We start from the raw sequence: 26718 nt of genomic DNA on the forward strand, positions 1-26718 counted from the left end.
AAGGGGCGGCCTTCGCCGCCTACTTCTCCTCCGCGATCACCAGCAGCACCGAGGCGGGATGCTTGCCCACCGAGGTAATCTTGTGCGGGATGCTGGAGTTGAAATGCGCGCTGTCGCCGGCGTTCAGGGTTTCGCGCCGGCGCGCGAGCTGCAGGCTCACGGTGCCCTTGAGCACATAGAGGATCTCCTCGCCCTGGTGATGGCTCATGGGGTGGTTGCGCACGGGCTCGTCGGTGGGGCTCATGACGAAGGCGACCATCCGGTGCCCGGGCAGCGTGCCGGACACCACCCGGGGCGCGCGGCGCGGCGCGTCCGCGCCGGGCTGGGCGCGGTTGATGACGATGGGATCGTCTTCCGGCGACTCGGCGAACAGCTCCTCCACTTTCACGCCCAACGCCTTCGCGATCCGCAGGGCGGCGCCGATGGACGGCGTGGACACCCCTCTTTCGAGCTTGGACACATAGCTGCGCGTGAGCTCGGCCGCCTGGGCCAGCTCTTCCAGCGTCAAGCCCGCCTGCACGCGTAACAACTTCAATTTGACGGCCATTGCTTTCCTGTTGGACACTTGTGTCCTAAAATCAACTTGTTTCTTGTCATAGATCAAAAAACCGGGCGGCCTCTCCACAACCGCCCACTTGCAAGGGGATATGTTATGACGTTCGGAAAACGTTGTCGGGCGATCATGATGGCCGTGCTTTGCGGCGCGGCAAGCGTGGCGGGCTCCGCCGCGGGCGCGGCGCAGCCGCGGTACCCGGACAAGCCCATCCGGCTGATCATTCCGTTCGGCGCCGGCGGCATCACCGACGTGGCGGGCCGCCTGGTCGGGCAATACCTGGGCGAGGCCCTGTCGCAGCAGATCGTGATAGAGAACCGCCCCGGCGCGGGCGGGGCGATCGCCGCGCAGGCGCTGTCGGCCGCCAAGCCCGACGGCTACACGCTGCTGCTGGGCACCGTAGGCACGCAGGTGGTGAACAAAATGCTCTACCGCAAGCTGGGCTACGACCCGGCGGCCATGACGCCGGTGTCGCTGGTCAGCAATTCGCCGTACGTGCTGGCGGTCAACGGGGTGGAGGGCGTGGACGACCTGCAGTCGCTGGTGCGCTACGCCAGGGACAACCCCGCGCGGCTGAATTTCGGGTCCGCGGGCAACGGCAGTTCGCCGCACCTGGGAATCGAGCTCTTCAAGCTGGCCACGAAGACGGATATCGTGCACATTCCCTTCAAGAGCGGGGCCGAGGCGGTCAACGCCGCGGTGGGCGGCCAGGTGAACATCGTGATCGACGCGCTGCCCGTCATTGAGCCGCAGGCCAAGGCGCACCGGCTGAAAATGCTGGCCATCGCCGATGCGCGGCGCAGCCGCGTGGCGCCCGACCTGAAAACCAGCGTGGAGCAGGGCCTGCCGCAATTCCAGATCGGCTCCTGGAATGCGCTGATCGCGCCGCCCGGCACGCCCGCTTCCACGGTCGAGGCGCTGAACAAGGCGCTGGCGCAGGCGCTCGAGCGTCCCGAGCTCGTGCAGCGCCTGGCGCAGATGGGCATCGAGCCGCTGCCCACCGGGGTCCAGGCGTACCGGAAGCACGTCGCCAACGAAACCGAGAAATGGTCCAAGGTCATCCAGGCCGCGGGCACGCGCCTCGATTGACGCGGCTTCGGGAGGAGGGTTGACGACATGCTGATTTACGACACCCTGCGTTCGGGCAATGCCTGGAAGGTGCGGCTGATGGCCAGCCTGCTGGGCGTGCCGCTGGCGCGCCGCACGCTGTCCATCGACCGGGGCGACCTGGCCAGCCCGGCATTCCTGGCCATCGCGCCCATGGCGCACGTGCCGGTGCTGCAACTGCCGGACGGCACGCACCTGGCCGAGTCGATGGCGATTCTCCACTACCTGGCGCAGGGCAGCCCGTGGTGGCCCCGGGACGCCCTGGCGCAGGCCCGGGTGCTGAGCTGGCTGTCGTTCGAGCAGGACCGTCACATGAAGCCGCTGGCGCAGCTGCGCCTGAACCTCGCGCTGCACCGGCGCGGCGATCCGCAAAGCGAGCCTTACGCCGGCCATGCGCGGGCGGCGCACGCCGCGCTGCAGGTGCTGGAGGCGCAGTTGCAACGGCAGGGCGCGCAGGGGTGGGTGGCCACGCAAGACCACCCCAGCATCGCCGACGTGGCCCTTTACCCCTATACCCGCATGGCGCCCATGGGCGGCATCGCGCTGGACCCTTACCCCGCCATCCGGGCCTGGCTGGCGCGCGTGGAGCGCCTGCCGGGATACCAGGCGCTCTTCCCGGGCCAGCCGGAACGCAATCTCTCCACCGCAGAACATCCCTAGGTCTACCCATGAACACCGACACTTTCAAGCTCGACAAGGCCACGCTGGTTTCGCAGTCCACCCGCAAGATCGACCAGCAGTTCCCGGAAAGCGCCTACTCCCTGCGCCAGAAGCTGGCGTTGACCTGCCGCATTCTCTTCGACAATGGCCACGACTCCGGGCTTGCCGGCCAGATCACGGCGCGCGCCGAGACGCCGGGCACGTTCTACACCCAGCAGCTCGGCCTGGGTTTTGACGAGATCGCCGAAGACAACCTGTTGCGCGTGGACGAAGACCTCAATGTGCTGGCTGGCGACGGCATGCCCAACCCCGCGAACCGCTTCCACTCCTGGGTCTACCGCGCGCGGCCGGACGTGAACTGCATCATCCACACCCATGCCGTGCACACCGCGGCGCTGGGCATGCTGGAGCAGCCGCTCATCGTTTCGCACATGGACAACTGCGTGCTGTACGACGACGTGGCCTTCGTGGCCAAATGGCCGGGCATCCCGGTGGGCAACGAAGAAGGCGAACTCATCGCCGGCGCGCTCGGCGGCAAGCGCGCGCTGATGCTCTCGCACCATGGCCTGCTGATCGCCGGCTCGTCGGTGGAAGAGGCCTGCGTGCTGGCCATTGCGTTCGAGCGCGCCGCGCGCATGCAGCTGCTCGCCGGCGCGGCGGGCGAGATCAAGCCCATCGACCCCGCGCTGGGCAAGGAAGCGCACGACTGGATCCTGCGCCCGCGACGCAACACTATCGCCTTCGAGTACTACGCCCGCCGTGCGCTGAAGAACCCGCGCAACGCGGACTGCCTGCGGCCGGCTTAGGACGGGTCGCCGGCCGCCTCGCCCCGCCAGGCCGGGCGCCCCGGCGCTACGCGCCGTTGGAAGACAGCCGCAGGTTGGTCTTGAGCATGTCGTAGACGTGGCGCGTGAGCGGGTTGATGTGGTCGCGGCGCATCCACAGGAAGTAGTTCACGTCGGGCAGGGGCGGCAGGCCGTCTTTCTCGCCCAGCACGCGCATGTCCGAACCTAGCAGCTCCACGCTGCGCGCGGTAATGCCCAGGCGCGCGCGCAGCGCCGCCTTGATGCCGACCAGGTTGGGAGCCACGTAGTTGGTCTGCCAGTGGACCTGGGACTGCTCCAGCGCATTGAGCGCGATGCGGCGGAAGATACTGGGCTCGTCGGCCAGCACCAGCGGCACGGGCGCGTGCATGTCGTGCACGTAGTCGGCGGAGCACAGCCAGACGGTGGGCGAGGTGCGCAGCACCACGCCCTCGAAGTCCGGGTCGAAGCGGGTGGAAACCGTGAGATCCAGCTCGCCGTTGCGCAGCGCGGTCATCAGGTGCGGGCTCCGGTCGACGCGGATCTCCAGCTTGATGCGCGGAAAGGTGCGCGCCACGTGCGTCAGCACGCTGGGCAGGATGCTGTCGGCCACGTCGTGCGGCGAGCCCAGGTGCAGCTCGCCTTCCAGCAGGCTGTCCTGCAGCGAGCGCAGGGCCTCGTCATTGATGGCGAGCATGTGGCGCGCATAGGTGACGAGTTTCTCGCCGTGGCTGGAAAGGCGCTTGTTGCGGCCGCGCTTCTCGAAGAGCGGCAGGTCGATCAGGTGCTCCAGCCGCTGCATCTGCTGCGTGACGGCCGATTGGGTCTTGTGCAGGCTGTCGGCGGCGGCGGAGAACGAATCGTGTTCGGCGATGGCGACCAGCGTGCGCAGCAGGTCCAGGTCCAGGTTGCGCATGGAAGATCCTCGGAATGTCGGGCATACCGGCGGACCTTAGCGCAAATCGGGGCGCGGCGCATGCGCGGCCGCGCCCCGCCCGACGCCGGGGCGCGGCCGCCCCGCCTCAGTGCCGCACGTCCTCGAGGAACTTGCGGGCGCGGGGATGGCGCGGAGCGCTGAAGAACTCGGCCGGCGTGCTGTCTTCGAGAATGCAGCCGGCGTCCATGAACCAGATGCGGTCGGCGACCTCGCGGGCGAAATCCATTTCGTGGGTGACGACCACCATGGTCATGCCCTCGGCGGCGAGCTGTTTCATGACGCAGAGCACTTCGTTGACCATTTCCGGATCCAGCGCGCTGGTGGGCTCGTCGAACAGAATGACGGGCGGCCGCTGGGCCAGGGCGCGGGCGATGGCGACGCGCTGCTGCTGGCCGCCGGACAGGTTGGCGGGCATGGCGTCGATCTTGTGCGCCAGGCCCACCTTGGCCAGCAGGCTTTCTGCCAGCTCGTCGGCCTCGCGCGCCGGCATGCGGAACACCTTGCGCGCCGACAATGTCACGTTCTCGCGCACCGAATAATGCGGAAACAGGTTGAACTGCTGGAACACGAAGCCGATGGAGGCGCGCAGCTTGTTCAGGTCGTTTCGCGGATCGTAGATGCTGGCCCCGTTGACGGTGATGTCGCCTTTCTGGATGTTCTCCAGCCGGTTCAGGGTGCGGATCATGGTGGACTTGCCCGAGCCGGACGGGCCGCACACCACGAGCACCTGGCCTTTCTCGACGCGGCCGCAGACGTCGTTCAGCGCGTGGTATTCGCCGTACCACTTGTTCACGTTCTTCAATTCGATCATGGCGGTTTCCCCCTGTGATGGTCAGGCCAGCCCGAGCCGGCGCTTCTGGATGCGGGTTTCGATGCGTGCGGCCAGGCGCGAGAGCGCCAGGCAGACCGCGAAGTAGAAGCCGGCCAGGATGAGATACGTCTGCAGGGCCGACGTGAGTTCGATGCTGTTGATCTGCTGGCCGACGAAGGTGACTTCCTCCACCCCGATGACGTAGACGATGGAAGTGGCCTTGATGGTGGACACGAACTGGCTCACCAGCGACGGGATCATGTTGACCAGCGCCTGGGGCAGGATCACGTAGCGCATGCTCTGCCAGTACGACAGTCCGGCGGCGCGCGCCGCCTCGGTCTGGCCGCGCGGCAGGCCCTGCAGGCCGGCGCGCACGATTTCGGCCAGGAAGGCGCTCTCATACAGCACGATGGCCACGAGCGCCGTCTTGAAGGCCGAGATCGTCATGCCGGTGACCAGCGGCACCGCGAAGTACGCCCAGAAGATGATCATGATGAGCGGCACGCCGCGGAAGGCCGTGATCCAGCAGGTGGCCAGGATGCGCAGCAGGCGGTAGTGCCCCACGCGCGCAAAGCCCAGCAGCACGGCGATGGGAAAGGCCAGGCCCAGCCCCAGCACGGCCAGCAGCAGGGTGGCCGCAAAGCCGCCCAGCGGCCCGTTGGGCCAGGAACCCACCAGGAACATGGCGCCGTATTTTTGCAGGATGTCGAGCATGGCTTATCCCTTGTAGGCCGACGGAAATGCCTTCTCCACGCGGCTGCCCACGAGCATGATCGCCAGCGAGCACAGCAGGTAGATCAGCGTGGTCACGGCAAAGACGTCGAAGGTCCGGAAGGTGAGGTTGTCGATGTTCTTGGCCTGGTAGGTGAGGTCCGTCACGCCGATCACCATGGTCAGGCTCGTGTCCTTGAAGAGAATGAGCGAGCGGTTGACCAGAGGCGGCACGCCGATGCGCAGCGCCTGGGGCAGGATCACGTAGCGCATGCTCTGCAGAAAGCCCAGGCCGATGGCGCGGCCCGCCTCGGCCTGGGCGGCCGGAATGGCCTTCAGGCCGGAGCGCAGGTCTTCCGACATGTAGGCGCTGACGTTGAGCGACAGGGCGATCACGGCGAACAGCAGCTCGGTGTTGCCGGCGTTGACATAGGCTTTCAACCCGGGCGGCAGCACCTGGGGCATCCCGAAATACCACACCATGATCTGCACCACCGTGGGCACGTTGCGGTGGTACTCCACGAAGAGCGACATCAGCGCGTCCAGCGGCCTGAACGGTATGGCGCGCAGCAGCACGATGACGACGGCCAGCGCCATGCCCAGCAGCCACGACAGCGCGAACACCAGCAGGGTGGTCTTCAGGCCGTCGAGCAGCAGCTCGCCGTATTGCCCGTGCAGCAGAAAAGAAATATCCAGATCCATAAGCGGCAGCGGCGGCGGCGCGAGGCCGCCGCCTCATCCTCAATTGGCCTTGGCGACCGGTTCGACCTTGAAGGAGCGGGTGAGCTTGTAGATAGAGTCCTTGCCCAGCCACTTGGCGTAGATGGCGTCCAGCTCGCCGTCGGCGTCCATCTTTGCGAGCACCTTGTCCACGGCCTGCATCAGCCCCGTGTTGCCCTTGGACACCACCACCCCCATGCGCTCGGTGAACAGCGGTTCGTCGACCAGCACGGCGGGCGAGCCGGTCTTGGCGGATTCGATCTCGAATCGCTTGAGCGTGAGCTCGCCGGCCGAGATGCCGTCCACCTTGCCGTTCTGCAGGCCCAGGTAGCAGGTGGCCAGATCCTGATAGGTCACGATTTTCGACTTGGCCAGCACGCGGCTGGCGATGGCGGCCGAGGACGAGCCCTTGCTGGCGCAGACGCGCTTGCCCTCGAGCTGGGCCAGCGAGCCGATCTTCTCGTCGCGGCGCACCAGCACCTTGATGCTGCCCTGCAGGTATTGCAGGCTGTAGTCGACCTGGGCGGCGCGTTCGGGCAGGTAGGCCATGGAGCCGGCCACCACGTCCACGCGGCCCATTTTCAGTTCGGGAATGCGCGCTTCGGTGGACAGCGGCTTGTGCACCAGTTCCACGCCCAGTCCTTTGGCGAGCGCCTGGCACACGTCGACGTCGTAGCCCACGAACCTGCGCGTGGCCGGATCCTGGAAGGCATAGGGTTCGCTGGCGCTCTGGGTGCCGCAGACGAGCTTCTTGCTGGCCTCGATTTCCTTCAGGTCGCGTGCCTGGGCGCTGGCGGCCGCGGCCGCGGAAAGGGACAGGGCAATGACTGCGAGGGACGGCTTCATGGTTTTCTCCTTGGACTGTCTTGATGGTGGATGGCGGCGCCGGCGGTCCGCGCCGCCGGCCGCGCCTCAGGGGGCGAAGCGGTAAGCGGCGCGTTCGCGCTCGTCGATCTGGTTGACCAGATTGGTTTCCCATTCCAGGTACTTGCGCGCGGCGGCCTTGTTGCCGCTGTGGCGGTCATGCACGAAGAAAAGAAAGTCGATGCAGTCTTCGTCGGGCGGGTTGCCGGGGCTGGACTCCACCGGCAGACCCGCGCCGGTCCAGGCGGCGGGCGGATCGGCGAGCAGCAGCGGTTCCAGGCTCCCGGGCAGGCCGCGCGCATAGAGCTCGGCCACGCGCGGATCCTCGGCGACGAGCACGGTCTGACGGTCGGCCGCGGCGGGTTTGCCGCGTATGGCCCAGCGCGCGCCGGCGATGTGCGCCTTGCGGTAGGCCATGCTGGGGCGCAGGTCGACGAAGGCGGCGCCCTCTTCCAGCAGCGCGCGGGCCTGCGCGCTGTCGATGCGCGCCAACCGGCTTTCCACGGCCGGCGGAGGCGGCGGAGGCGCGTCCAGCGCGGCGGCCTCCAGCACGTGGACTTCCCAGCCCATCTGGCGCAGCCAGCTGGCCACCGTGGGGGCGCGCACGCCCTCGCCGTCGACCAGCACCAGCCGGGCGCCGCGCGTGCCCACATACTGGTCGGTGGCCTGGATGAGCTGGCCGCCGGGCGCGCTGGCGGCGCCGGGGTAGGTGCCGGCCTGATATTCCTCCGGCGTGCGCACGTCGAAGACGTAGGTCGTGCGCGCGCCGTCGGCCCGCATGGCGGCCAGGGCGGCGGGGTCGATAGCGGCAACGCCGTAGCGCGCCGCCAGCGCCTGGGCGCGCTCCCTGGCGCGCGCCAGCGCCGCCTGCGAGGTTTCCATGCCATGCCGGCGCGACTGGCCGTGGTCCAGCGGCAGGTCCTTGAGGTACCAGCCCTGGGTGCCGTTTTCCAGGGCGTACACCGGGTTCTTCACGCCCAGGTTGATGAGCGTCTGCGCACCGATGATACTGCGGGTGCGGCCGGCGCAGTTGATCACGATGGTGGTGTTCTCGTCGGGCACCAGCTCGTCCACCCGCAGCGCCAGCTCGCCGTTGGGGCAGCAGGTGGCCGTGGGGATGCTCATCTTCTGGTATTCGGCGAACGGCCGGCCGTCCAGCACCACCAGGTTGTCCCGGGCGGCCAGGCGCCGGCTCAGTTCCTCGGCCGTGATGGCGGGCGTGTGGAAGACGTGTTCGGCCAGCTCGCCGAAGGTTTTGCTCGGCAGGTTGACGCCGGCGAAGAGGGCATAGCCCTGGCCGCGCCAGGCGTCGACGCCGCCATCCAGCACGCTGACCTGGGTATAGCCGAGGGCGCGCAGCGCCTCGGCCGCCGGTTCCGCCACGCCGTTGGCCTGGTCGTAGACCACGACGCGGGTCGTCTTGCGCGGCACCAGGCGCAGCGTTTCGAATTCGAGCTGGCTGTACGGCGCGTTGACGGCATAGAAAAGGTGGGACTCGCCATACTGGCCATGCTCGCGCACGTCCAGCAGGGCGATCTCGTGGCCGTCGTGCAGCCAGTCTTTGAGCGTGGCGGCGCCTACGCGCGCGCGGATCGAGGGTGTGATTGCCATGGGTTCAACAGGAAGAAGCGCCGGCCGCGCCGGCGCGGAGGACTACGAAAGGTGGGCGTCGAACGCCTGTTGCAGGTCGGCGATGAGGTCGGCCGGGTCTTCCAGGCCGATATGGAAACGGCACATCGGACCGCGCCCGCTCCAGGACGACAGGCTGCGCGCGGAAGCCATGTTCATGGGCACGACCAGGCTCTCGTAGCTGCCCCACGAGGCCCCGATGCCGAACAGCGCCAGCGCGTCGATCATGGCTTCCATGCGCTCGGGGCCGACCTCGGGCGCGAACTCCACCGACACCAGGCCGTTGCTGCCGCGGAAGTCGCGCTCGAAGATCTCGCGCTGCGCGCCTTCGGCGCAGGCGGCGGCATAGACACGGGCCACGCGCGGGTGCCGCTGCAGCCAGCCCGCCACTTCGAGCATGTGCGCCTGGTGGGCGCGCAGGCGCACGGGCAGGGTGCGCAGGCCGCGCAGCAGCAGGTAGGCGTCGTCCGCGCCCACGGTCTGGCCGTAATTGACCTGCGCGGTTTCCAGTTCCGGCCACGCCTCGCGGGTCGTGACCACCGTGCCCATCATGACGTCGGCGTGGCCGCTCAGGTACTTGGTGGCCGCGATGATGGAGATGTCGGCGCCCAGCGCCAGCGGCTGGTGCAGGAAGCCCGAGCCCCAGGTGTTGTCCACCGCCAGCAGGCAGCCATGCTTCCGGGCCAGGGCCGACACCGCGCGCAGGTCCATCATCTCGTAGACGAGCGAGCTGGGGTTTTCGGCATAGATCATGCGCGTGTTGGGCCGGATCTTCTCCGCCAGGTCGGAGCCATCGGGCTGGTAGTAGCTGTGCTCGATACCCAGGCGCGCCAGGCTCTGCGCGCACAGCGCGCGCGCCGGTTCGTACACGCCGTCGGTCATGAGCACGTGGTCGCCCGCCTTCAGGTAGGCGAGAAACACCATGGCGATGGCCGCCAGCCCGGTCGGGAACACCTTGGCGCGGTAGCCGCCTTCCAGCTCGACCAGCGCGTCTTCCAGCGCATAGGTGCTGTCGGTGCCGCGCGCGCCGTAGGAACGCAGGCGCTCCTGGCCGCGGCGCTGGCGCGTCTCGCGCCACTGCGCCACGCTGTCGAACACATAGGTGCTGGCCCGCGTTACCGGCGTGTTCACCCAGCCCTGGTGGGGCCGGCCGCTGCGCAGCAGCCGGGTTTCGTAGGCGCCTTGCGGCGCGTGCTGGTCCTTGGCCATGTCGCGTCTCATTTGCGGGTCTGCACGCCGATGGCCATCTGCTGGCAGGTGCCTTTTTCGAGATCGAAAGCGATGCGGCGGTCCAGCGTTTCCAGCGCACGGCCGTACATGTGCAGGTGGCGGATGACGTCCTGGCCCTCGATGTGCACGGCGTGGATGTCGTCGGGCATGAGAGCGATGCCGGCGCCGGGTTCGACGACCACGGTTCCGGTCTGCTCCAGCGTGGCGCGGCCCGGCTCGCTGCCGTCGTCCTTGCGGTCGTAGGTGTAGTTGAGTTCCACGCCTTCGACCGCGGCGATGCAGGCCCAGGTTGTGTGGTTGTGCGGCACGATCTTCTTGCCCGGGCGCATGACGTTCAGGTACAGCGCATAGGACTTGTCTTCGTCTTCCTGGATCAGGTAGCGGGCCTGCAGTTCCCCCTGCTCGGGCGCGGGGTAGCGCTCGGCGCTCCACCAGTCTTTGTGGGCGGCCAGGCCGACCAGTTTGTCCAGGACCTGGGCCAGGGTGTCGCGGTTTTCTCCGCCGCGCTCGAACAGCCCCTTGATCTGGTCGATGGCGGCGCGGATCTGGGCCGATCCCGGGTTGGCTTGCTGCATGGCGTATGGGCTCCGTGTCTTTTGTGGGAAACAGGCGCCCACCTTAAAGAGCCGGACCGCGCGATTCAAATTAGAGTTGCATTGAAATTCATTAGGATTGCTAATGTATTTTCCGCTTTCATAGAGGAATGGCGAGAAGAGCGCGCCGGAGGACCGTCCGTCTCTAGGGGAAAATACCAATAAGAAACTGATCCATTTTCCGGCCCTGGAGCAACTCGCGCGGGCGCCGGGCCGGGCCGCGGACGCAGCGACCTGCACAAGCTTGAGTTTTTTCCTACGCACTTGTCAGTCTCATCCTATGGTGGCGGCGCCTGCGCTCTTCTTATGATTCCCAATCCTGTGCCGGCGCCGCATCGGGTTGCCCCGGGCGGAGTTCCCCGGCGGCGAAATATCCAGCCGTCGCGCCGCCCGTCTTCCGCGCTTCCCGGCCCACGGTCATCCGCGGCATATCGAGGAAAAAGTGAAACTCCTTCAGTCGATTCTGCTCGTCGCCTTGCTGTGCTTTTCGAAAGCCGGCTTTGCCGTCATTTGTCTCAAGGAGGGCGGCCTTTCCAAGGATTCGGTCGACATCCGCACCACCATCGCCGTGCCCAACGACGAAGCAAGGGGCACGGTGCTATGGCGCTCGCCCAATTACCACATGATCGTCGAATGCAAGCAGGAAAATTGGATAAGCCAAGGCGAGAAGGTCTTCATCTATCTCAGCCCCACCGACCAGGGCATGACCCAGCTGGGGCCCGACATCGAGTTCGGCGTCAACCTGAAGGGTGTCGACTACACATGCAGCAGCCTGGAGCGGTGCCGCATGGAAATCGGCGAGACCGAGCCTTGCGCCGTCTTGTGCACCAACTTCAAGACCCGTTTCTCGATTGCGTACAACTTCTTCATCGCCAAGAAATCCACACCGGAGCAAAGCGCATACAAAGAGGGCGTGCTGGCGGGGCTTTCCCAGTACGACGCCTTCCAGATCGACGGCGAGGGGGGCATCAACGAGCGTCCGGGCAAGAACTTCCGCATGACGGTCACGGGGCTGAACCGCATGCGTTACGTGGGCTGCCTGGCCAAAATAGCGCTGTATCCCTCCGTGCTCGATTTCGGGCCGCTTCCCATGAGCGGCGCGCGCGTCGGCGATCCCATCGCCGAGAAGTCCTTCTACATCATCGTCGGCAAGAACTGCATCAGCTATTACGGGCTGTCGGCCATCATCGTGCCGACCAATGGCAGGTTGCTGGACCAGTACACGCTGGTTCCCGACCATAACGCCTCGCTGGGCATCTCCATCTACGCCGCCGACGGCAAGTCTCCCGTGCCGTTCAACGAGGAGTTCACCGTGATGCCGCCCACGGAAAACGTGTACTTCACCGCCGGCTTCAGGGTCCGGCCGAAATGGCTGACGGAAAAGCCCACGACGGGCCCGTTCCATGCCGCCGCCGTAATCAGCGTGTACTACAAGTAGCAAGCGATGCAAAGAAGAATCACTGCAAGACCCGGCGGCAATAGCCTTCCTCAGGGAGGAACTCGATGAGAGGCTGGCTGGTTTCGTTCTTTTTCGCCGCCACGCTGTTTGCCGCAGACAGCCACGCTGCTTTCAGGTGCTACAAGGATCCGTTGACTCTCCACGAGTCCATGGTCGTCGACGGCCCGGTCATCCTGGTGGACAACAACGCGCGCGAGGGCACGGTGTTGTGGCGCTCTCCCACCATCAACCTCACCCTGGTCTGCTATCACGACCACTGGGGTTGGGGCGAGGATGTCTATATATACCTGTATCCGGGCGCCACCGACGATACCCACTTCAGCCCGGGGCTCGGACTGGGCATTCGCATGAATGGAACCGACGAACCCTGCCCCGTCATCGCCCCGTACTGCCGCAAGTCGATCGGAAAGACGTCGTCCTGCTTCTTTATTAGTTGCTCAGGCCGCAAGACGGTCTTCCAGATTTCCTATAGTCTGTTTCTGTTCAAGAAGCAGAGTCCATGGGACACCTCCCGCCTGTCGGGGCCGCTGGCCGCGGCCACCGCCGCCGACGCGATGAGCATCGGCGACAAGAATGGGCTTCCCACTCCTAACAATTCTTCCTACAAGCTCGTTCTTACAGGGCTGGAAAAGGTGCGCTATGCCTATTGCCAGCCCGCGGCCAGCGTAACGCCGAGCGTGATCGACTTCGGCTCGATTTCCATGTCCACTGCCCCCACAGGCGGCGTCATCTCGGAGCGGTCCTTTTTTGTTACGGTGGACAGGAAGTGCTCGCTGCAGGCCGGGATATCCGCCGTCATGAACGTCACCAAGGGATCGGTATTGGCGGATCACGCGCTGCTCCCTGCCCAGAACCAGTCCGTCGGCATTTTTCTGTACGGCGAGAATGGCTTACCCATACCTTGGGGCAAAGAAATCCGGTTGCTGCCGCCCGGCAAGGACGCACGCACGGCCGCGCGCATCGATACACACCTGAAGTGGATGGCCGAACGCCGCGAACCGGGACCGTTTTCCGCGACGGTGGTCGTCGACGTGTACTACAAATAGCCGCGGGCGGCGCGCCGCCCGCGGCGCGATTCAGAAGCCCGCGCGCGGCACGTGCACGCGGCCGTCCATGAGCACTCGGGCGCTGCGGCTCATGATGGCCTTGGTGACTTTCCACTCGCCGTTCACCTGCTCGGCCTTGGCGCCCACGCGCAGCGTGCCCGAGGGATGGCCGAAGCACACGGTGTCGCGCTCGCCGCCGCCGGCGGCCAGGTTGACCAGGGTGCCCGGCACGGCCGCCGCCGTGGCGATGGCCACCGAGGCCGTGCCCATCATCGCGTGGTGCAGCTTGCCCATGGACAGCGCACGCACCAGCACGTCCACGTCCGACCGGGCGATGCGCTTGCCGCTGGAGGCCACGTACTCGCGCGGCGGCGCCACGAACGCCACCTTGGGCGTGTGCTGGCGCGCGGCGGCTTCTTCCAGCTTGCCGATGAGTCCCATGCGCAGCGCGCCGTGCGCGCGTATGGTCTCGAAGCGCGCCAGGGCGGCGGCATCGCCATTGATATCGTCCTGCAGCTCGGTTCCCTTGTAGCCCAGCGCCTCGGCGTCCAGGAAGATGGTGGGAATGCCGGAATTGATCATGGTGGCCTTGAACGTGCCCACGCCGGGCACCTCCAGCTCGTCCACCACGTTGCCGGTGGGAAACATGGACCCGCCGTCGCCGTCTTCCGCCGGGTCCATGAATTCCAGCCGCACCTCGGCCGCGGGGAAGGTCACGCCGTCCAGCTCGAAGTCGCCGGTTTCCTGCACCGCGCCGTTCGTCATGGGTACGTGCGCGATGATGGTCTTGCCGATGTTGGCCTGCCAGATGCGCACCACGGCCACGCCGTCGGCCGGCACGCGGCTGGCGTCCACCAGCCCGTTGGCGATGGCGAACGGCCCCACGGCCGCCGAGAGGTTGCCGCAGTTACCGCTCCAGTCCACGAACGGCTGGTCGATCGAGACCTGGCCGAAGAGATAGTCCACGTCGTGGTCCGGGCGGGCGCTGCGCGACAGAATGACGGTCTTGCTGGTGCTGGAGGTGGCCGCGCCCATGCCGTCGATCTGTTTGCCGTACGGATCGGGGCTGCCGATCACGCGCAGCAGCAGGGCGTCGCGAGCCGGGCCGGGCACGCGGGCGGATTCGGGCAGGTCGTCCAGCTTGAAGAAAACGCCTTTGCTGGTGCCGCCGCGCATGTAGGTGGCGGGAATACGGATCTGGGGGGCGTGTGCCATGGCGCAGTCCTGGTGTCTAGGGTTACGGGAAAGGCGGGCCTGCGCCCGCCGTCGTTGCCGGGCGTCAACCGGCCTTTTGCGCGCCGGCGGCGGATTCGGCCTCCAGGAAGTCCTGGGCGAAGCGTTGCAGCACGCCGCCCGCTTCGTAGATGGAAACCTCCTCGGCCGTGTCCAGCCGGCAGGTGACCGGCACCGCTTCGGTGCGGCCGTCGCGGCGGTGGACGACCAGCGTGAGGTCGGCGCGCGGTTCGCGCGTGCCCACCACGTCATAGGTTTCGGTGCCGTCCAGCGCCAGCGTCTTGCGGTTCGTGCCGGGCTTGAACTCCAGCGGCAGCACGCCCATGCCGATCAGGTTGGTGCGGTGGATGCGTTCGAAGCCCTCGGCCACGATGGCTTCCACTCCCGCCAGGCGCACGCCCTTGGCCGCCCAGTCGCGCGAAGAGCCCTGGCCGTAGTCGGCGCCGGCCACGATGATGAGCGGCTGCTTGCGCTCCATGTAGGTTTCGATGGCTTCCCACATGCGCATCACCTTGCCCTCGGGCTCCACGCGGGCCAGCGATCCCTGCCTGACGGTGCCGTCGGCGTTTTTCACCATCTCGTTGTAGAGCTTGGGGTTGGCGAAGGTGGCGCGCTGGGCCGTGAGGTGGTCGCCGCGGTGGGTGGCGTAGGAGTTGAAGTCCTCCTCGGGCAGGCCCATCTTCGCCAGGTACTCGCCCGCCGCGCTGTCGGCCAGGATGGCGTTGGACGGCGAGAGGTGATCGGTGGTGATGTTGTCGCCCAGCACCGCCAGCGGCCGCATGCCGCGCAGCGTGCGCTCGCCCGCCAGCGCGCCTTCCCAGTATGGCGGGCGGCGGATGTAGGTGCTCTGGGGGCGCCAGGGGTACAGCGGACTCACGGCCGTCTTGCGCTCGTCCTGGATGCCGAACATGGGGGCGTACACCTTGCGGAACTGCTCGGGCTTGACGGCGCTGCGCACCACCGCGTCGATTTCCTCGTCGCTGGGCCAGATGTCTTTCAGGCGGATCTCGCGGCCTTCCGCGTCCACGCCCAGCACGTCGCGCTCGATGTCGAAGCGGATGGTGCCGGCGATGGCGTAGGCCACCACCAGCGGCGGCGAGGCCAGGAAGGCCTGCTTCGCGTACGGGTGGATGCGGCCGTCGAAATTGCGGTTGCCCGACAGCACGGCGGTGGCGTAGAGGTCGCGGTCGATGATTTCCTGCTGGATCTTCGGGTCGAGCGCACCCGACATGCCATTGCAGGTGGTACAGGCGAAGGCCACCACGCCGAAGCCCAGTTTTTCGAGCTCGGGCGTAAGGCCGGCTTCGTCCAGGTACAGGGCCACCGCCTTGGAGCCGGGCGCGAGCGAGCTTTTCACCCAGGGCTTGCGCGCCAGGCCCGCGCGGTTGGCGTTGCGCGCCAGCAGGCCCGCGGCGATCACGTTGCGTGGATTGCTGGTGTTGGTGCAGCTCGTGATGGCCGCGATGATGACCGCGCCGTCCGGCATCTGGCCCGGCGTGTTTGCCACCTTGCCGGCAATGCCGCGCTCGGCCAGGTCGGAAACCGGCAGGCGGCGATGCGGGTTGGAGGGGCCGGCCAGCGTGCGCACCACCGTGGAGAGGTCGAAACGCAGCACGCGCTCGTAGCGGGCGTTCTTCAGCGTATCGGCCCACAGGCCGGCGGTCTTGGCATAGGTTTCCACCAGCGCCACCTGTTCTTCCTCGCGACCCGTCAGGCGCAGGTAGTCGATGGTTTGCCCGTCGATGGCGAACATGGCGGCCGTGGCGCCGTACTCCGGGGCCATGTTGGAAATGGTGGCGCGGTCGCCCAGCGTGAGCGCGGCCGCGCCCTCGCCGTAGAACTCCAGGTAGGCGCCCACCACTTTCTCCTTGCGCAGGAACTCGGTGAGCGTGAGCACGACGTCGGTGGCGGTAATGCCGGGCTGCGGACGGCCGGAGAGTTCTACCCCCACGATGTCGGGCAGGCGCATCCAGGAGGCGCGGCCCAGCATGACGTTCTCGGCCTCCAGGCCGCCCACGCCGACGGCGATCACGCCCAGCGCGTCCACGTGCGGCGTGTGGCTGTCGGTGCCCACCAGGGTGTCGGGGTAGGCCACGCCGTCCTGCGCATGGATCACCGGCGACATGCGCTCCAGGTTGATCTGGTGCATGATGCCGTTGCCCGGCGGCACCACGTCGATGTTGCGGAACGCTTGCTTGGTCCAGTCGATGAAATGGAAGCGGTCTTCGTTGCGCCGGTCTTCCACCGCGCGGTTCTTGGCGAAGGCGTCGGGATCGTAGCCGCCGTACTCCACGGCCAGCGAGTGGTCCACGATGAGCTGCACCGGCACCACCGGGTTCACCTTGGCCGGGTCGCCGCCTTTTTCGGCGATGGCGTCGCGCAGGCCCGCCAGGTCCACCAGCGCCGTCTGGCCCAGGATGTCATGACAGACCACGCGCGCCGGGTACCACGGAAAATCCAGGTCGCGGCGCCGTTCGATGAGCTGCCGGAGGGCGTCGTTGAGCAGCGCGGGCTCGCAGCGGCGCACCAGGTTTTCGGCGAGCACGCGCGAGGTGTAGGGCAGTTCGTCGTAGGCGCCCGGGGCGATGGCTTCCACGGCGGCGCGGGCGTCGAAATAATCCAGGCGGGTGCCCGGCAGGGGCTTGCGGTAGGAATGGTTCATGCTTCGCTCTTTTGCAGCTTGCCTTGCGCGATCTGCTGTTCGATGTTGAGACGGGATGCGCGGATGTGCCGGCGCATCAGGATTTCGGCCAGCTCGCCGTCGCCGTCGGCGATGGCGTCCAGGATGCGGTGGTGTTCCGCGTACGACTGGCGCGGGCGGTTCGGCGTGTTGGAGTACTGGATGCGGTACATGCGCGCGAGCTGGTAGAGCTCGTCGCACAGCATGCGAAACAGCATCTGGTTGCCGCTGCCCTTAACGATGCGGTAGTGAAAATCGTAGTCTCCCTCCTGCTGGTAATAGCCGCGGCCCGCCTGGAACGCCTCGTCGCGCTCGTGCGCCTCGAGCACGCGGCGCAGCTCTTGCACGTCTTGCGCGTGCATGCGCTCGGCCGCCAGGCGGCAGGCCATGCCCTCCAGGGATTCGCGTATTTCGTAGAGCTCGCACAGCTCCTGCTGGCTCAGCGACACCACGCGCGCGCCCACGTGCGGCACGCGCACGAGCAGCTTCTGCCCCTCGAGCCGGTGCAGCGCTTCGCGCAGCGGCCCCCGGCTCACGCCGTAGGCGCGCGCCAGCTCGGGCTCGGAAATCTTGCTGCCCGGCGCGATCTCACCCTTGACGATGGCCGACTGCAGCTTGCGGAAAAGCTGGTCGGACAGCGTCTCGGCGTCGCCCGCCGGGTCGGGCAGCGTGAGCACTTTGCTCATGGTGTTGACAATCTTGTGAGTTTTACTGCGTTTTGCCGATTATTTCGGCTTGGAATTCACTGATTGTCAACAATTTAGTCCGGAACGCGGCGGGCCGCAAGCCGGGCGCTCAGATGCCCGTATCGGGGTAATTGGGGCCGGCGTCGTGGAACCCGCCGCTGCTGTAGGGGTTGACCGCCCCGGGATGCGGCGGCCCGCCGGGGCCGGAACAGGCGGTGAGCAGGGCGGCGGCCAGGGCGGCCAGCCAGGGTAGGGCGCGATGCATGACAGTCTCCTGGGGCGGGGGCGTGAGGCCATGATAGCGCTAGGCGCAGGGCGCGCGCGGACGCCGTACCCCCGCCGTTTCCGCGCCCGCCGCCTTGCGCTACAGTGGGCGCCACCCCAACCAGGAGCCCTTGCATGAGCGCACTCGATTCCTTTGCCGTCACCCGAAAATGGCCGGCGCGGCATCCCGACCGCATCCAGCTCTATTCGCTGCCCACGCCCAACGGGGTGAAAGTGTCGATCATGCTGGAGGAAACCGGCCTGCCCTATGAGGCGCACCGCGTTTCGTTCGACGCCCAAGACCAGTTCTCGCCGGAATTCCTGTCGCTCAGCCCCAACAACAAGATTCCCGCCATCCTGGATCCCGACGGGCCGGATGGCAAGCCGTTCGGGCTGTTCGAGTCGGGAGCCATTCTCCTGTATCTGGCCGGCAAGCGCGGGCAGCTCCTGCCGGCCGGCACGGCCGGACGCTACGAAACGCTGCAGTGGCTGATGTTCCAGATGGGAGGCATCGGGCCCATGTTCGGGCAGGTGGGCTTTTTCCACAAATTCGCGGGCAAGGACTACGAAGACAAGCGCCCGCGCGACCGCTACGCGGCCGAGGCCCGCCGCCTTCTGGGCGTGCTGGAGCAGCGCCTGGAAGGGCGCGACTGGGTCATGGGCAAGGAATACACCATTGCCGACATCGCGATCTTTCCCTGGGTGCGCAACCTGGTGGGCTACTACGGCGCGGGCGAGCTGGTGGCGTTCGACAGGTTCCGCAACGTGGCGCGCGTGCTGGCGGCGTTCGTGGCCCGGCCGGCGGTGCAGCGGGGCCTGGGCATTCCGGGCTGAGCCGCGCCGCCGGCACCGGCGCGCCGGCCGGGCCACGAACCGGCCCCTTTTTTGAGCCGGATCAAAAAGGGGTCGAATAAATATTTCCTCAAGTAATTAGCTTATTACTTATAGAACTAAGATTTCCTCCAGAGCTGGACCCCGATGCGCGAATACCCCGACGTGCACGCCGTCCAGCGCACTCGGAGGGAATATGAAGAAGTTCGGGATCAAGGCGGTGGCGGCGCTGGCCGTGCTGGCGGCGGGCGCCGTGGGCGGGGCGCACGTGCTGACGTCGGCGCGCAAGACGGACGCGGCCGGGGTCGATCTGGCGGATCGCAGCCTGGCCGAGGCTGGCGCCTATATCGCCCGCACGGGCGATTGCGTGGCCTGTCACAGCGCGCCCGGCGGCAAGCCTTTTGCCGGCGGGCTGGCGATGCAGACGCCGGTGGGCACGATTTATTCGTCCAATATCACGCCCGACAAGACGGCGGGCATCGGCTCCTACGCCTACGCGGATTTCAAGAATGCCGTGCAGTACGGCATCCGCAAGGACGGCACGCCGCTGTATCCGGCCATGCCCTATCCCTCGTACGCCATCATGCCGGACGAGGACGTGCGCGCGCTGTACGCCTATTTCATGACGCGGGTGCAGCCTGAGGCGCAGCCCAGCGCCGGCTCCACGATTCCCTGGCCGCTCAACATGCGCTGGCCCATGGCCTGGTGGCAGGCCCTGTTCGCGCCCAAGCGCGGCTTCGCGGCGCCGTCCGGGGCGGACGAGCGGGTGGCGCGCGGCGCGTACCTGGTGGAAGGCCCCGGCCATTGCGGCGCCTGTCATACGCCGCGCGGGCTGGCCTACCAGGAAAAGGCGCTGTCGCTGGCCGACGGCGACGCGTTCCTGAGCGGCGCGGTCATCGACGGCTGGCGCGCCAAGAGCCTGCGGGGCGAGGCCCAGGGGCTGCAGTCGTGGAGCGAGGGCGAAATCGGCATGTTCCTGAAGACGGGGCGCACCGACAAGGTGGCGGCTTTCGGGGCGATGGCCGACGTGGTCGAGCACAGCACGCGCCATTTCACCGACGGCGACATCGCGGCGGTGGCGGCCTACCTGAAGCAGTTGCCGCCGGCGCAGGGCAAGCTGCCGGCGTTCCCGCCCAAGCAGGACGCCACCACGGCCATGCTGCGGGAGGGCCGCTACGACTCGCGCGGCGCGGTCATCTATATGGAGCAATGTGCGGCCTGCCACCGGGCCGACGGCCAGGGCATGCCGCGCATTTTCCCGGCGCTGGCGGGCAACTCGGCGGTATACGCGCAGAACGCGCAGTCCATCATCCAGATCACGCTGGAAGGCGGACGGATGCCGTCCAGCGGCCAGGACGCCATGGCGTTCGCCATGCCCGGCTTCCGGCGGCTGAGCGACCGCGATATCGCCGACGTGATCAATTTCATCCGCACCGCCTGGACCAACCAGGCGCCGGCCGTGGCCGAATCCGACGTGGCGCATATCCGCGCCTTCCTGGCCGGCAAGCAGCCCAATATCGTCGCGGGAGGCGCGCAATGAGCAAGAAGAAGATCGGAGCGGCGCTGGCCGCGCTGGGGGCTGCCGGCGTCTTGACGGCCCTGGCCGCGCCGGGCGGCTCTGCGCCGCAGACGTATCCCGTGCTGGACAAGGACGGCAAGCCGCTGCCGGCCTACGCCATTCCCGCCGATACGGAGATCGACAGGGAGCCCAACGCGGACCAGATCCGGTACGGCCAGCGCTTGCTGAACGAGACGCGCCGCTTGCTGCCGCAGAACACCGGGGCCAGCATGAACTGCAACAGCTGTCACGTGCAGCAGGGCAAGAAGCCGCTGGGCGCGCCCTACATCAACACCTACAACGCGTTTCCGCAATACAACCCGCGGGCGGACAGGGTGGTGAGCCTGGAAGACCGCATCAACGGCTGTTTCATGAGGTCGATGAACGGCAAGCCGCTGGCCAGGGATTCCGGGGAAATGCAGGCCATGATCGCCTATATGAAGTGGCTGGCGCAGGATGTGCCCCACGGCGCCCAGGTCCAGATCAAGAATGCCTGGCCCATCGATACGGGCATCGTGCCCGACCCGGCGCGCGGCAAGACGCTCTATGCGGCGCAGTGCGCGTCTTGTCATGGCGCCAACGGCGAGGGCAAGAAGGACGGCGCCGGCAACGTCGTGTTTCCGCCGCTGTGGGGCGACGAGTCGTTCAACATCGGGGCGGGCCTGGCGCGCACATACAAGGCCGCGGCCTTCATCCGCAACAACATGCCCATGGGCGTGGCCACGCATGGCCGCTGGGGCGAGGGCCGCGACGGCACGCTGTCTGACCAGGACGCGGTGGACATCGCCGAGTTCTTCACCCACATGCCGCGGCCGGACTTCCCGGGCAAGGAGAAGGACTGGCCCAACGGCAAGAAGCCCAAGGACGCGCGGTACTGAAGCCGGGCCGGCCCTACAATCGGAGCCGGGTATCACTCCGGGTGCGGGGCCGTCATGGAATTACGCCAGCTACGTTATTTTGTGCGCGTCGTCGAGGCGGGCAGCATCGGCCGCGCCGCCATGTCGCTGGGCATGGTGACGTCCGCGCTCAGCCAGCAGATCAGCCGGCTGGAAGGAGAGCTTTCAACGCGGTTGCTGCAGCGCAGCGCCAGCGGCGTGGTGCCCACCGACGCGGGGCTGGCTTTCTTCCGGCAGGCGCAGCTTGCGCTGCGCCACGCCGACGATGCGGTGCAGGCGGCCCAGCAGGCGCGCCTGGCCGGGCACGTGAGCGTGGGCTTGCCTTCGACCACGGCGGCCATCCTGGGCGCGCCCTACGCGCAGGCCATGAACGCGCGCTATCCCGATATCCGCCTGCACCTGGTGGAGGCGCTGTCGGGGCACCTGAGCGACATGCTCAACGGCCGCCTGCTGGACCTGGCCGTGGTGTTCCACGCCGAGTCGGCCCGCCGCTGGAGCATCATGCCCCTGCTGGACGAACCGCTGTTTCTCTGTGCCCGGCCCGACATGCCCGGCCTGCCGCCGGGCGAGCGCGCCGCGCTGGCGGACCTGGCCGACCTGCCCCTGGTGCTGCCCAGCGCCCGGCACGGCCTGCGCACGCTGGTCAATGGCGCCTATGCGCGGCTGGGGCAGGCGCCGAAGGTCGTGGCCGAGGTGGACGGCCTGCCCCTGCTGATGGACGTGGTGCAACTGGGCTGCGCCGCCACCATCCAGCCCGGCTCGGCCGTGGCGCGGCTGCATCCGGGCCAGATCCGCATGGTGCGCATCGACGACGAGCAACTGTTCCGCTCCAACCTGCTGGTGAGCCTTTCCGACGAGGAGCTGTCGCCGGCGGCGCTGGCCGCCCGGCTGGTGCTGGCCGACGTGTCGCGCGGGCTGGCCCGGGAGGGCCGCTGGGCGGTGACCGCTCTTCACGAATCATGAAGACCCGTTGACGGCCCGCTGATATCGCGGCGCCGGCCCGCTCGCTACAGTGCCTGTCTCGAATAGGGAATCACAGGCATGGTAGACGTACTGGTCATCGGCGGCGGCAACGCCGCTCTTTGCGCGGCGCTCATGGCCCGCGAGGCGGGCGCCAGCGTGCTGCTGCTGGAAGCCGCGCCCAAGGAGTGGCGAGGCGGGAATTCGCAGCACACCCGCAACCTGCGCTGCATGCACGACGCGCCGCAGGACGTACTGGTGGACGCCTATCCCGAGGAGGAGTACTGGCAGGACCTGCTCAAGGTGACGGGCGGGCTCACCAACGAAAAGCTGGCGCGCCTGGTGATCCGCGAGTCGTCGACCTGTCGCGACTGGATGCGCCGGCACGGCGTCAATTTCCAGCCGCCGCTGTCGGGTGCGCTGCACGTGGCGCGCACCAACGCCTTCTTCATGGGCGGCGGCAAGGCGCTGGTCAATGCCTATTACCGCAGCGCCGAGGCGCTGGGCGTGCGCATCCGCTACAACGCGCCGGTAGACTCGCTGGAGCTCGACGGCGGCCGCTTCGTGGCCGCGCGCATCGGCGACGAGCGCATCGAGGCGCGCGCCTGCGTGCTGGCCGCCGGCGGTTTCGAGTCCAACCGCGAATGGCTGCGCGAGGCCTGGGGCCAGAATGAGCGCGGCGAATGGCCGGCCGACAATTTCCTCATCCGCGGCACGCGCTACAACATGGGCGTGCTGCTGAAGTTCATGCTGGACGCGGGGGCGGACGCCATCGGCGATCCGTCGCAGTCGCACTGCGTGGCCATCGACGCGCGCGCGCCGCTGTACGACGGCGGCATCTGTACGCGCATCGACTGCGTGTCGCTGGGCGTGGTGGTCAACCGCGACGCCCGGCGATTCTACGACGAGGGCGAAGACTTCTGGCCCAAGCGCTATGCCATCTGGGGTCGCCTGACGGCGATGCAGCCGGGGCAGATCGCCTATTCCATCATCGACGCCAAGGCTGTGGGCCGCTTCATGCCGCCGGTGTTTCCGGGCGCGCGGGCCGATACGCTGCCCGGGCTGGCGCGCCAGCTCGGGCTGGACGAGTCCGCCTTCGTGCGCACTATCGAGCAATACAACCAGGCATGCCGCGTCGGCAAGTTCGACCACACCGCGCTGGACGACTGCCATACCGAGGGCATCTCGCCGGCCAAGACGCACTGGGCGCGCCCTATCGACACAGCGCCTTTCTTCGGCTATGCGCTGCGCCCGGGCATCACGTTCACCTATCTGGGCCTGAAGGTGGATGAAACCGCCGCGGTCCGTTTCAACGATCAGCCCAGCGACAACCTCTTCGTCGCGGGCGAAATGATGGCCGGCAACGTGCTGGGCAAGGGATACACGGCGGGGGTGGGCATGTCCATCGGCACCGCCTTCGGCCGCATCGCCGGCACCCGCGCCGCGGCCGCCGCCCGCCGTCTTTCGGGAGTGCAGCATGAAGCAGCTTGAGGCCCTGGCGCGCGAGGCGCAGGCTCTGGAATCCCGCGCGCAGGCCGTGGCCGAACAGCCCGTGCGGTGGCACGACAGGGCGGCGCGGCCGCAGGCCGCCGAGCTGAGCGCCGAGGAAGGCGAAGTCGCGCGCGTCATGCAGATCTGCAACGCCTGCCGCTACTGCGAGGGGTTCTGCGCGGTGTTTCCCGCCATGACCCGCCGGCTGGAGTTCGGCAAGGCCGACATCAATTACCTGGCGAACCTGTGCCACAACTGCGGCGCCTGTCTGCACGCCTGCCAGTACGCGCCGCCGCACGAGTTCGGCGTGAACGTGCCGCAGGCCATGGCCAAGGTGCGGCTGCAGACCTACACCGACTATGCGTGGCCGCCTGCGCTGGGCGCGCTGTACAAGCGCAACGGCCTGGCGCTGTCGCTGGCCACGGCCGCGGGGCTGGCCTTCTTCCTGGCGCTGGCCGCGGGCCTGGGCGGCGGGCTTTTCCACGAGCCGCTGGCGGGCAACTTCTACGCGATCTTTCCGCACAACCTGCTGGCGCTGATGTTCGGCCTGGTGTTCTGCTTCGCCATCCTGGCGCTGGCGGCGGGCGTGGCGCGTTTCTGGCGCAACGTGAGTCCGGGCGAGGCCAGCGGCGCGGCCGTGGCCGAGGCCGCCCATGATGCGCTGCGCCTGCGCTACCTGGACGGCGGGCACGGCAAGGGCTGCAACAACGCGGACGACGCCTTCACGCCATGGCGGCGCCGTTTCCACCATTTCACGTTCTACGGCTTCATGCTGTGCTTTGCCGCCACCTGCGTGGCCACGCTCTACCACTACCTGCTGGGCCAGGAGGCGCCGTATCCGTTCCTGAGCGCGCCGGTGCTGCTGGGCACGGCGGGCGGCATCGGCCTGCTGATCGGTCCGGCGGGCCTGCTGTGGCTCAACCTGCGGCGCCATCCGCTGCAGGGCGACGCGGCCCAGAAACCCATGGACCGGGGATTCATCGCGCTGCTGTTCCTCACCAGCGCCACCGGGCTGGCCCTGCTGGCGGGGCGCGACACGGGCGCGATGGCGCTGCTGCTGGCCGTGCACCTGGGCGTGGTCATGGCGCTGTTCCTCACGCTGCCCTACGGCAAGTTCGCGCACGGCATCTACCGCAGCGCGGCCTTGCTGAAGTGGGCCATCGAAAAACGCCAGCCCAACAAGCTGCAGCTCGGGTCCGACTGAGGACGGGCCGACGGCACCGCGCGGGACGTCTGGCGCGTTCCGCGCGGCCATAACGATTTTCTGGAGACACGCATGACTTGCACCCGACTTTTCACCGGGGCGGCCCTGGCCGCCTGTATCGGGCTGGCTCTGCCGGCCGCGCACGCCCAGTCCGATTTTCCGTCCAAGCCCATTACGCTGGTGGTGCCCCACTCGGCGGGCGGCACCTCGGACATCCTGGCGCGCACGGTGGCGGCCGAAGCCGCCAAGACCCTGGGGCAGACCATCGTGGTGGAGAACAAGGGCGGAGCCAACGGCACCATCGCCGCCAAGCAGGTGGCCTCGGCCGCGCCCGACGGCTACACCCTGCTGCTGGCCACCGCCAGCACCCACGGCATCAATCCCTCGCTCTATCCGCGCCTGTCGTATGACGCGGCGAAGGACTTCACCCCGGTCACGCTGCTGGCCACCGTGCCCAACGTGCTGGTGGTGGGGCCCAACGTGAAGGCCGCCTCGGTCGGCGACCTGATCGCCTACGTCCGCGAGCAGGGCGGCCGCGCCAACATGGGTTCGGCGGGCGCGGGCACGCCGGGCCATCTGGCCGGCGAGATGTTCAAGAGCGCCGAGAAGCTGCATTTCGCCCACGTGCCTTACAAGGGCGGCAGCCCCGCCATCACGGATCTGATCGGCGGGCAGATCGACTTCATGTTCACCACGATTCCGGGCGTGCTGCCCCACGTGAAGGCCGGCACGCTGCGCGCGCTGGCCGTGACCTCGCCGGACCGCTCCGATGCCATGCCGGACGTGCCCACCATGGCCGAATCCGGCCTGCCGGGCTTCCAGGCCGTGTCGTGGCACGGCATCGTGGCTCCGGCCGGCACGCCCGACGCGGTCGTGGCGCGCCTGAACCAGGCCCTGTCCGGCGCGCTGGCGGCGCCGGCCGTGAGGCAGCGTCTCATGGAAGAAGGCGCCCGCGCCTCGGGCCTGAGCGGCGCCAGGTTCGGCGAGTTCATCGCCAGCGAAATGGCGTCCTGGGCCAAGGCCGTCAAGGATTCCGGCGCTACCGCCAACTGAGGCGGGCCCGCGTGCGACGGCGGCGGCGCGCCGCGAGCGCGATACAGCAGGGCGGTGGCGGCGAGGCGGCGGCTCGGCGCATGGCGGGGCGCGAACCATGTCCCTACAATGCGCGCATGCCTGTTTCGCTATTTGCCGCGGCGCTTGCGGTCGCCGCCGCGCCGGTCTTCGACACCGCCTGCCTTGCCGCCGTCCGACCCGCGCCGGACGAACTGACCGAAGTGCCGCACTGCGCGGCTGTCGTCCAAGGGGTCCCGCGCTGGAATCCCGCCGTGCTGCGGCGGTTCGTGTTCGATGCCCGGGGTCTGGCCGGCGTGGCGCTGGCCGGCGAGGGCTGGCGGTGGGTGCGGCCAGACGGCCGCTCGGCGCCGGTGCTCACCTACGACAACGGGCCGGACGAGTTCGTGTCGGGGCTGGCGCGCGGCATGCTGAACGGCGGCATCGCCTATTACGATCGCAGGCTCGGCCTGGCGCTGGCCACGCCGTATGAATGGGCGGAGCCGTTCGAAGACGGCCTGGCGGTGGTCTGCCAGGGCTGCGCGCCGCGCGCCCACGGCGAGCACACGCTGATGGCCGGCGGCAAATGGGGCGCCATTGACCGCAGCGGCCGGCTGGTGGTGCCGCTGCGTGACGATGCCGCCTCCGCCCGCCGGGAAGCGCAGGCGGCGCGACACGGCGCCCGGCCCCAGCCGGCCGCACCTCGCCAGCCGCACCTGGCCGGCCGCACCTGACGCGCCGT

26 protein-coding genes are annotated in these 26718 nt (G+C 68.0%); 13 read left to right on the forward strand and 13 right to left on the reverse strand.

Annotated features, from left to right (window positions below; genetic code table 11):
* Window positions 1-19: 19 nt before the first annotated feature.
* On the reverse strand, window positions 20-547 hold the full coding sequence (locus NGJ44_RS16790; protein ID WP_053243838.1) for an XRE family transcriptional regulator: 528 nt from the start codon (window positions 545-547) through the stop codon (window positions 20-22).
* Between the two features lie 135 nt (window positions 548-682).
* Here NGJ44_RS16790 and NGJ44_RS16795 point away from each other — a divergent pair, with 135 nt between their 5' ends.
* The 3 genes from NGJ44_RS16795 to NGJ44_RS16805 are packed head-to-tail and all read left to right on the forward strand — an operon-like array spanning window position 683 to window position 3126.
* Window positions 683-1642 (forward strand): Bug family tripartite tricarboxylate transporter substrate binding protein, encoded by a 960-nt coding sequence (locus NGJ44_RS16795; protein ID WP_353506961.1) that lies wholly within the window; start codon window positions 683-685, stop codon window positions 1640-1642.
* A 27-nt stretch (window positions 1643-1669) separates the two neighbouring features.
* On the forward strand, window positions 1670-2320 hold the full coding sequence (locus NGJ44_RS16800) for a glutathione S-transferase family protein (RefSeq protein ID WP_053243837.1): 651 nt from the start codon (window positions 1670-1672) through the stop codon (window positions 2318-2320).
* Window positions 2321-2328: 8 nt separating this feature from the next.
* Entirely contained in the window at window positions 2329-3126 is a 798-nt protein-coding gene (locus NGJ44_RS16805; RefSeq protein WP_053243836.1) for an aldolase, read from the forward strand.
* 46 nt (window positions 3127-3172) lie between these two features.
* Here the strand turns inward: NGJ44_RS16805 and NGJ44_RS16810 are convergent, their stop codons facing one another.
* The 8 genes from NGJ44_RS16810 to NGJ44_RS16845 all read right to left on the reverse strand — a co-directional run bounded on the left by NGJ44_RS16810 (window position 3173) and on the right by NGJ44_RS16845 (window position 10600).
* Window positions 3173-4039, reverse strand: a complete 867-nt coding sequence (locus NGJ44_RS16810; protein WP_053243835.1) for a LysR substrate-binding domain-containing protein — start codon at window positions 4037-4039, stop codon at window positions 3173-3175.
* Window positions 4040-4145: 106 nt separating this feature from the next.
* Window positions 4146-4871: an amino acid ABC transporter ATP-binding protein gene (locus NGJ44_RS16815; protein WP_053243834.1), complete on the reverse strand. Its 726-nt coding sequence runs from the start codon at window positions 4869-4871 to the stop codon at window positions 4146-4148.
* A gap of 21 nt (window positions 4872-4892) precedes the next feature.
* A complete protein-coding gene (locus NGJ44_RS16820; RefSeq protein WP_053243833.1) occupies window positions 4893-5585 on the reverse strand; it encodes an amino acid ABC transporter permease in 693 nt (230 codons plus the stop codon).
* A gap of 3 nt (window positions 5586-5588) precedes the next feature.
* Window positions 5589-6284 (reverse strand): amino acid ABC transporter permease, encoded by a 696-nt coding sequence (locus tag NGJ44_RS16825; protein WP_053243832.1) that lies wholly within the window; start codon window positions 6282-6284, stop codon window positions 5589-5591.
* Between the two features lie 39 nt (window positions 6285-6323).
* Entirely contained in the window at window positions 6324-7148 is an 825-nt protein-coding gene (locus NGJ44_RS16830) for a transporter substrate-binding domain-containing protein (RefSeq protein ID WP_053243831.1), read from the reverse strand.
* A 66-nt stretch (window positions 7149-7214) separates the two neighbouring features.
* Window positions 7215-8777, reverse strand: coding sequence for a rhodanese-like domain-containing protein (locus tag NGJ44_RS16835; RefSeq protein ID WP_053243830.1), 1563 nt, complete (start codon window positions 8775-8777; stop codon window positions 7215-7217).
* 42 nt (window positions 8778-8819) lie between these two features.
* Window positions 8820-10004 (reverse strand): cystathionine beta-lyase, encoded by a 1185-nt coding sequence (metC, locus tag NGJ44_RS16840; RefSeq protein WP_251864636.1) that lies wholly within the window; start codon window positions 10002-10004, stop codon window positions 8820-8822.
* An 8-nt stretch (window positions 10005-10012) separates the two neighbouring features.
* Window positions 10013-10600 carry a cysteine dioxygenase family protein gene (locus NGJ44_RS16845; protein WP_200907969.1) on the reverse strand — a complete coding sequence of 196 codons (588 nt, stop codon included), beginning with the start codon at window positions 10598-10600 and terminating at the stop codon, window positions 10013-10015.
* Between the two features lie 460 nt (window positions 10601-11060).
* Here NGJ44_RS16845 and NGJ44_RS16850 point away from each other — a divergent pair, with 460 nt between their 5' ends.
* Both NGJ44_RS16850 and NGJ44_RS16855 read left to right on the forward strand, forming a co-directional pair.
* Complete coding sequence (locus NGJ44_RS16850; protein ID WP_251864637.1) at window positions 11061-12056, forward strand: fimbrial protein; 996 nt, start codon at window positions 11061-11063, stop codon at window positions 12054-12056.
* 65 nt (window positions 12057-12121) lie between these two features.
* On the forward strand, window positions 12122-13123 hold the full coding sequence (locus NGJ44_RS16855; protein ID WP_251864638.1) for a fimbrial protein: 1002 nt from the start codon (window positions 12122-12124) through the stop codon (window positions 13121-13123).
* Window positions 13124-13153: 30 nt separating this feature from the next.
* On the opposite strand, the gene prpF is transcribed toward NGJ44_RS16855, so the two are convergent.
* The 4 genes from prpF to NGJ44_RS16875 all read right to left on the reverse strand — a co-directional run bounded on the left by prpF (window position 13154) and on the right by NGJ44_RS16875 (window position 17987).
* Window positions 13154-14338: a 2-methylaconitate cis-trans isomerase PrpF gene (gene prpF, locus NGJ44_RS16860; protein WP_053243826.1), complete on the reverse strand. Its 1185-nt coding sequence runs from the start codon at window positions 14336-14338 to the stop codon at window positions 13154-13156.
* Between the two features lie 64 nt (window positions 14339-14402).
* A complete protein-coding gene (gene acnD / locus NGJ44_RS16865; RefSeq protein ID WP_053243825.1) occupies window positions 14403-17018 on the reverse strand; it encodes a Fe/S-dependent 2-methylisocitrate dehydratase AcnD in 2616 nt (871 codons plus the stop codon).
* Window positions 17015-17722, reverse strand: a complete 708-nt coding sequence (locus NGJ44_RS16870; RefSeq protein ID WP_053243824.1) for a GntR family transcriptional regulator — start codon at window positions 17720-17722, stop codon at window positions 17015-17017. The genes acnD and NGJ44_RS16870 overlap by 4 nt, the downstream gene beginning before the upstream one ends.
* A gap of 109 nt (window positions 17723-17831) precedes the next feature.
* Window positions 17832-17987, reverse strand: coding sequence for a hypothetical protein (locus NGJ44_RS16875; RefSeq protein WP_200907968.1), 156 nt, complete (start codon window positions 17985-17987; stop codon window positions 17832-17834).
* A gap of 134 nt (window positions 17988-18121) precedes the next feature.
* On the opposite strand from NGJ44_RS16875, the gene NGJ44_RS16880 reads away from it, so the two are divergent.
* The 8 genes from NGJ44_RS16880 to NGJ44_RS16915 all read left to right on the forward strand — a co-directional run bounded on the left by NGJ44_RS16880 (window position 18122) and on the right by NGJ44_RS16915 (window position 26710).
* Window positions 18122-18820 (forward strand): glutathione S-transferase N-terminal domain-containing protein, encoded by a 699-nt coding sequence (locus tag NGJ44_RS16880; protein WP_053243807.1) that lies wholly within the window; start codon window positions 18122-18124, stop codon window positions 18818-18820.
* 193 nt (window positions 18821-19013) lie between these two features.
* The gene (locus NGJ44_RS16885; RefSeq protein WP_251864639.1) at window positions 19014-20357 is read left to right on the forward strand and encodes a cytochrome c; all 1344 of its coding nucleotides are present in this window, start codon (window positions 19014-19016) and stop codon (window positions 20355-20357) included.
* On the forward strand, window positions 20354-21253 hold the full coding sequence (locus NGJ44_RS16890; protein ID WP_053243805.1) for a c-type cytochrome: 900 nt from the start codon (window positions 20354-20356) through the stop codon (window positions 21251-21253). Before NGJ44_RS16885 ends, NGJ44_RS16890 begins: the two co-directional genes overlap by 4 nt.
* Before the next feature lie 54 nt (window positions 21254-21307).
* The gene (locus NGJ44_RS16895; protein ID WP_251864640.1) at window positions 21308-22234 is read left to right on the forward strand and encodes a LysR family transcriptional regulator; all 927 of its coding nucleotides are present in this window, start codon (window positions 21308-21310) and stop codon (window positions 22232-22234) included.
* A 78-nt stretch (window positions 22235-22312) separates the two neighbouring features.
* Window positions 22313-23722 carry an FAD-dependent tricarballylate dehydrogenase TcuA gene (tcuA, locus tag NGJ44_RS16900; RefSeq protein WP_251864641.1) on the forward strand — a complete coding sequence of 470 codons (1410 nt, stop codon included), beginning with the start codon at window positions 22313-22315 and terminating at the stop codon, window positions 23720-23722.
* Window positions 23709-24926: a tricarballylate utilization 4Fe-4S protein TcuB gene (gene tcuB / locus NGJ44_RS16905; protein ID WP_251864642.1), complete on the forward strand. Its 1218-nt coding sequence runs from the start codon at window positions 23709-23711 to the stop codon at window positions 24924-24926. Before tcuA ends, tcuB begins: the two co-directional genes overlap by 14 nt.
* Window positions 24927-24998: 72 nt before the next feature.
* The gene (locus NGJ44_RS16910; RefSeq protein WP_251864643.1) at window positions 24999-25979 is read left to right on the forward strand and encodes a Bug family tripartite tricarboxylate transporter substrate binding protein; all 981 of its coding nucleotides are present in this window, start codon (window positions 24999-25001) and stop codon (window positions 25977-25979) included.
* A gap of 116 nt (window positions 25980-26095) precedes the next feature.
* The gene (locus NGJ44_RS16915) at window positions 26096-26710 is read left to right on the forward strand and encodes a WG repeat-containing protein (RefSeq protein ID WP_251864644.1); all 615 of its coding nucleotides are present in this window, start codon (window positions 26096-26098) and stop codon (window positions 26708-26710) included.
* The last annotated feature ends 8 nt before the right edge of the window (window positions 26711-26718 follow it).

This window comes from Achromobacter sp. Marseille-Q4962, assembly GCF_943737005.1.
In the GTDB taxonomy this organism is placed as follows: Bacteria; Pseudomonadota; Gammaproteobacteria; order Burkholderiales; family Burkholderiaceae_B; genus Achromobacter.

Bases quoted from the DNA above. Each gene is read 5' to 3' on its own strand.
- NGJ44_RS16790 (WP_053243838.1), bottom strand. From the start codon at position 547: ATGGCCGTCAAATTGAAGTTGTTACGCGTGCAGGCGGGCTTGACGCTG.
- NGJ44_RS16795 (WP_353506961.1), top strand. From the start codon at position 683: ATGATGGCCGTGCTTTGCGGCGCGGCAAGCGTGGCGGGCTCCGCCGCG.
- NGJ44_RS16800 (WP_053243837.1), top strand. From the start codon at position 1,670: ATGCTGATTTACGACACCCTGCGTTCGGGCAATGCCTGGAAGGTGCGG.
- NGJ44_RS16805 (WP_053243836.1), top strand. From the start codon at position 2,329: ATGAACACCGACACTTTCAAGCTCGACAAGGCCACGCTGGTTTCGCAG.
- NGJ44_RS16810 (WP_053243835.1), bottom strand. From the start codon at position 4,039: ATGCGCAACCTGGACCTGGACCTGCTGCGCACGCTGGTCGCCATCGCC.
- NGJ44_RS16815 (WP_053243834.1), bottom strand. From the start codon at position 4,871: ATGATCGAATTGAAGAACGTGAACAAGTGGTACGGCGAATACCACGCG.
- NGJ44_RS16820 (WP_053243833.1), bottom strand. From the start codon at position 5,585: ATGCTCGACATCCTGCAAAAATACGGCGCCATGTTCCTGGTGGGTTCC.
- NGJ44_RS16825 (WP_053243832.1), bottom strand. From the start codon at position 6,284: ATGGATCTGGATATTTCTTTTCTGCTGCACGGGCAATACGGCGAGCTG.
- NGJ44_RS16830 (WP_053243831.1), bottom strand. From the start codon at position 7,148: ATGAAGCCGTCCCTCGCAGTCATTGCCCTGTCCCTTTCCGCGGCCGCG.
- NGJ44_RS16835 (WP_053243830.1), bottom strand. From the start codon at position 8,777: ATGGCAATCACACCCTCGATCCGCGCGCGCGTAGGCGCCGCCACGCTC.
- metC (WP_251864636.1), bottom strand. From the start codon at position 10,004: ATGGCCAAGGACCAGCACGCGCCGCAAGGCGCCTACGAAACCCGGCTG.
- NGJ44_RS16845 (WP_200907969.1), bottom strand. From the start codon at position 10,600: ATGCAGCAAGCCAACCCGGGATCGGCCCAGATCCGCGCCGCCATCGAC.
- NGJ44_RS16855 (WP_251864638.1), top strand. From the start codon at position 12,122: ATGAGAGGCTGGCTGGTTTCGTTCTTTTTCGCCGCCACGCTGTTTGCC.
- prpF (WP_053243826.1), bottom strand. From the start codon at position 14,338: ATGGCACACGCCCCCCAGATCCGTATTCCCGCCACCTACATGCGCGGC.
- acnD (WP_053243825.1), bottom strand. From the start codon at position 17,018: ATGAACCATTCCTACCGCAAGCCCCTGCCGGGCACCCGCCTGGATTAT.
- NGJ44_RS16870 (WP_053243824.1), bottom strand. From the start codon at position 17,722: ATGAGCAAAGTGCTCACGCTGCCCGACCCGGCGGGCGACGCCGAGACG.
- NGJ44_RS16875 (WP_200907968.1), bottom strand. From the start codon at position 17,987: ATGCATCGCGCCCTACCCTGGCTGGCCGCCCTGGCCGCCGCCCTGCTC.
- NGJ44_RS16880 (WP_053243807.1), top strand. From the start codon at position 18,122: ATGAGCGCACTCGATTCCTTTGCCGTCACCCGAAAATGGCCGGCGCGG.
- NGJ44_RS16885 (WP_251864639.1), top strand. From the start codon at position 19,014: ATGAAGAAGTTCGGGATCAAGGCGGTGGCGGCGCTGGCCGTGCTGGCG.
- NGJ44_RS16890 (WP_053243805.1), top strand. From the start codon at position 20,354: ATGAGCAAGAAGAAGATCGGAGCGGCGCTGGCCGCGCTGGGGGCTGCC.
- NGJ44_RS16895 (WP_251864640.1), top strand. From the start codon at position 21,308: ATGGAATTACGCCAGCTACGTTATTTTGTGCGCGTCGTCGAGGCGGGC.
- tcuA (WP_251864641.1), top strand. From the start codon at position 22,313: ATGGTAGACGTACTGGTCATCGGCGGCGGCAACGCCGCTCTTTGCGCG.
- tcuB (WP_251864642.1), top strand. From the start codon at position 23,709: ATGAAGCAGCTTGAGGCCCTGGCGCGCGAGGCGCAGGCTCTGGAATCC.
- NGJ44_RS16910 (WP_251864643.1), top strand. From the start codon at position 24,999: ATGACTTGCACCCGACTTTTCACCGGGGCGGCCCTGGCCGCCTGTATC.
- NGJ44_RS16915 (WP_251864644.1), top strand. From the start codon at position 26,096: ATGCCTGTTTCGCTATTTGCCGCGGCGCTTGCGGTCGCCGCCGCGCCG.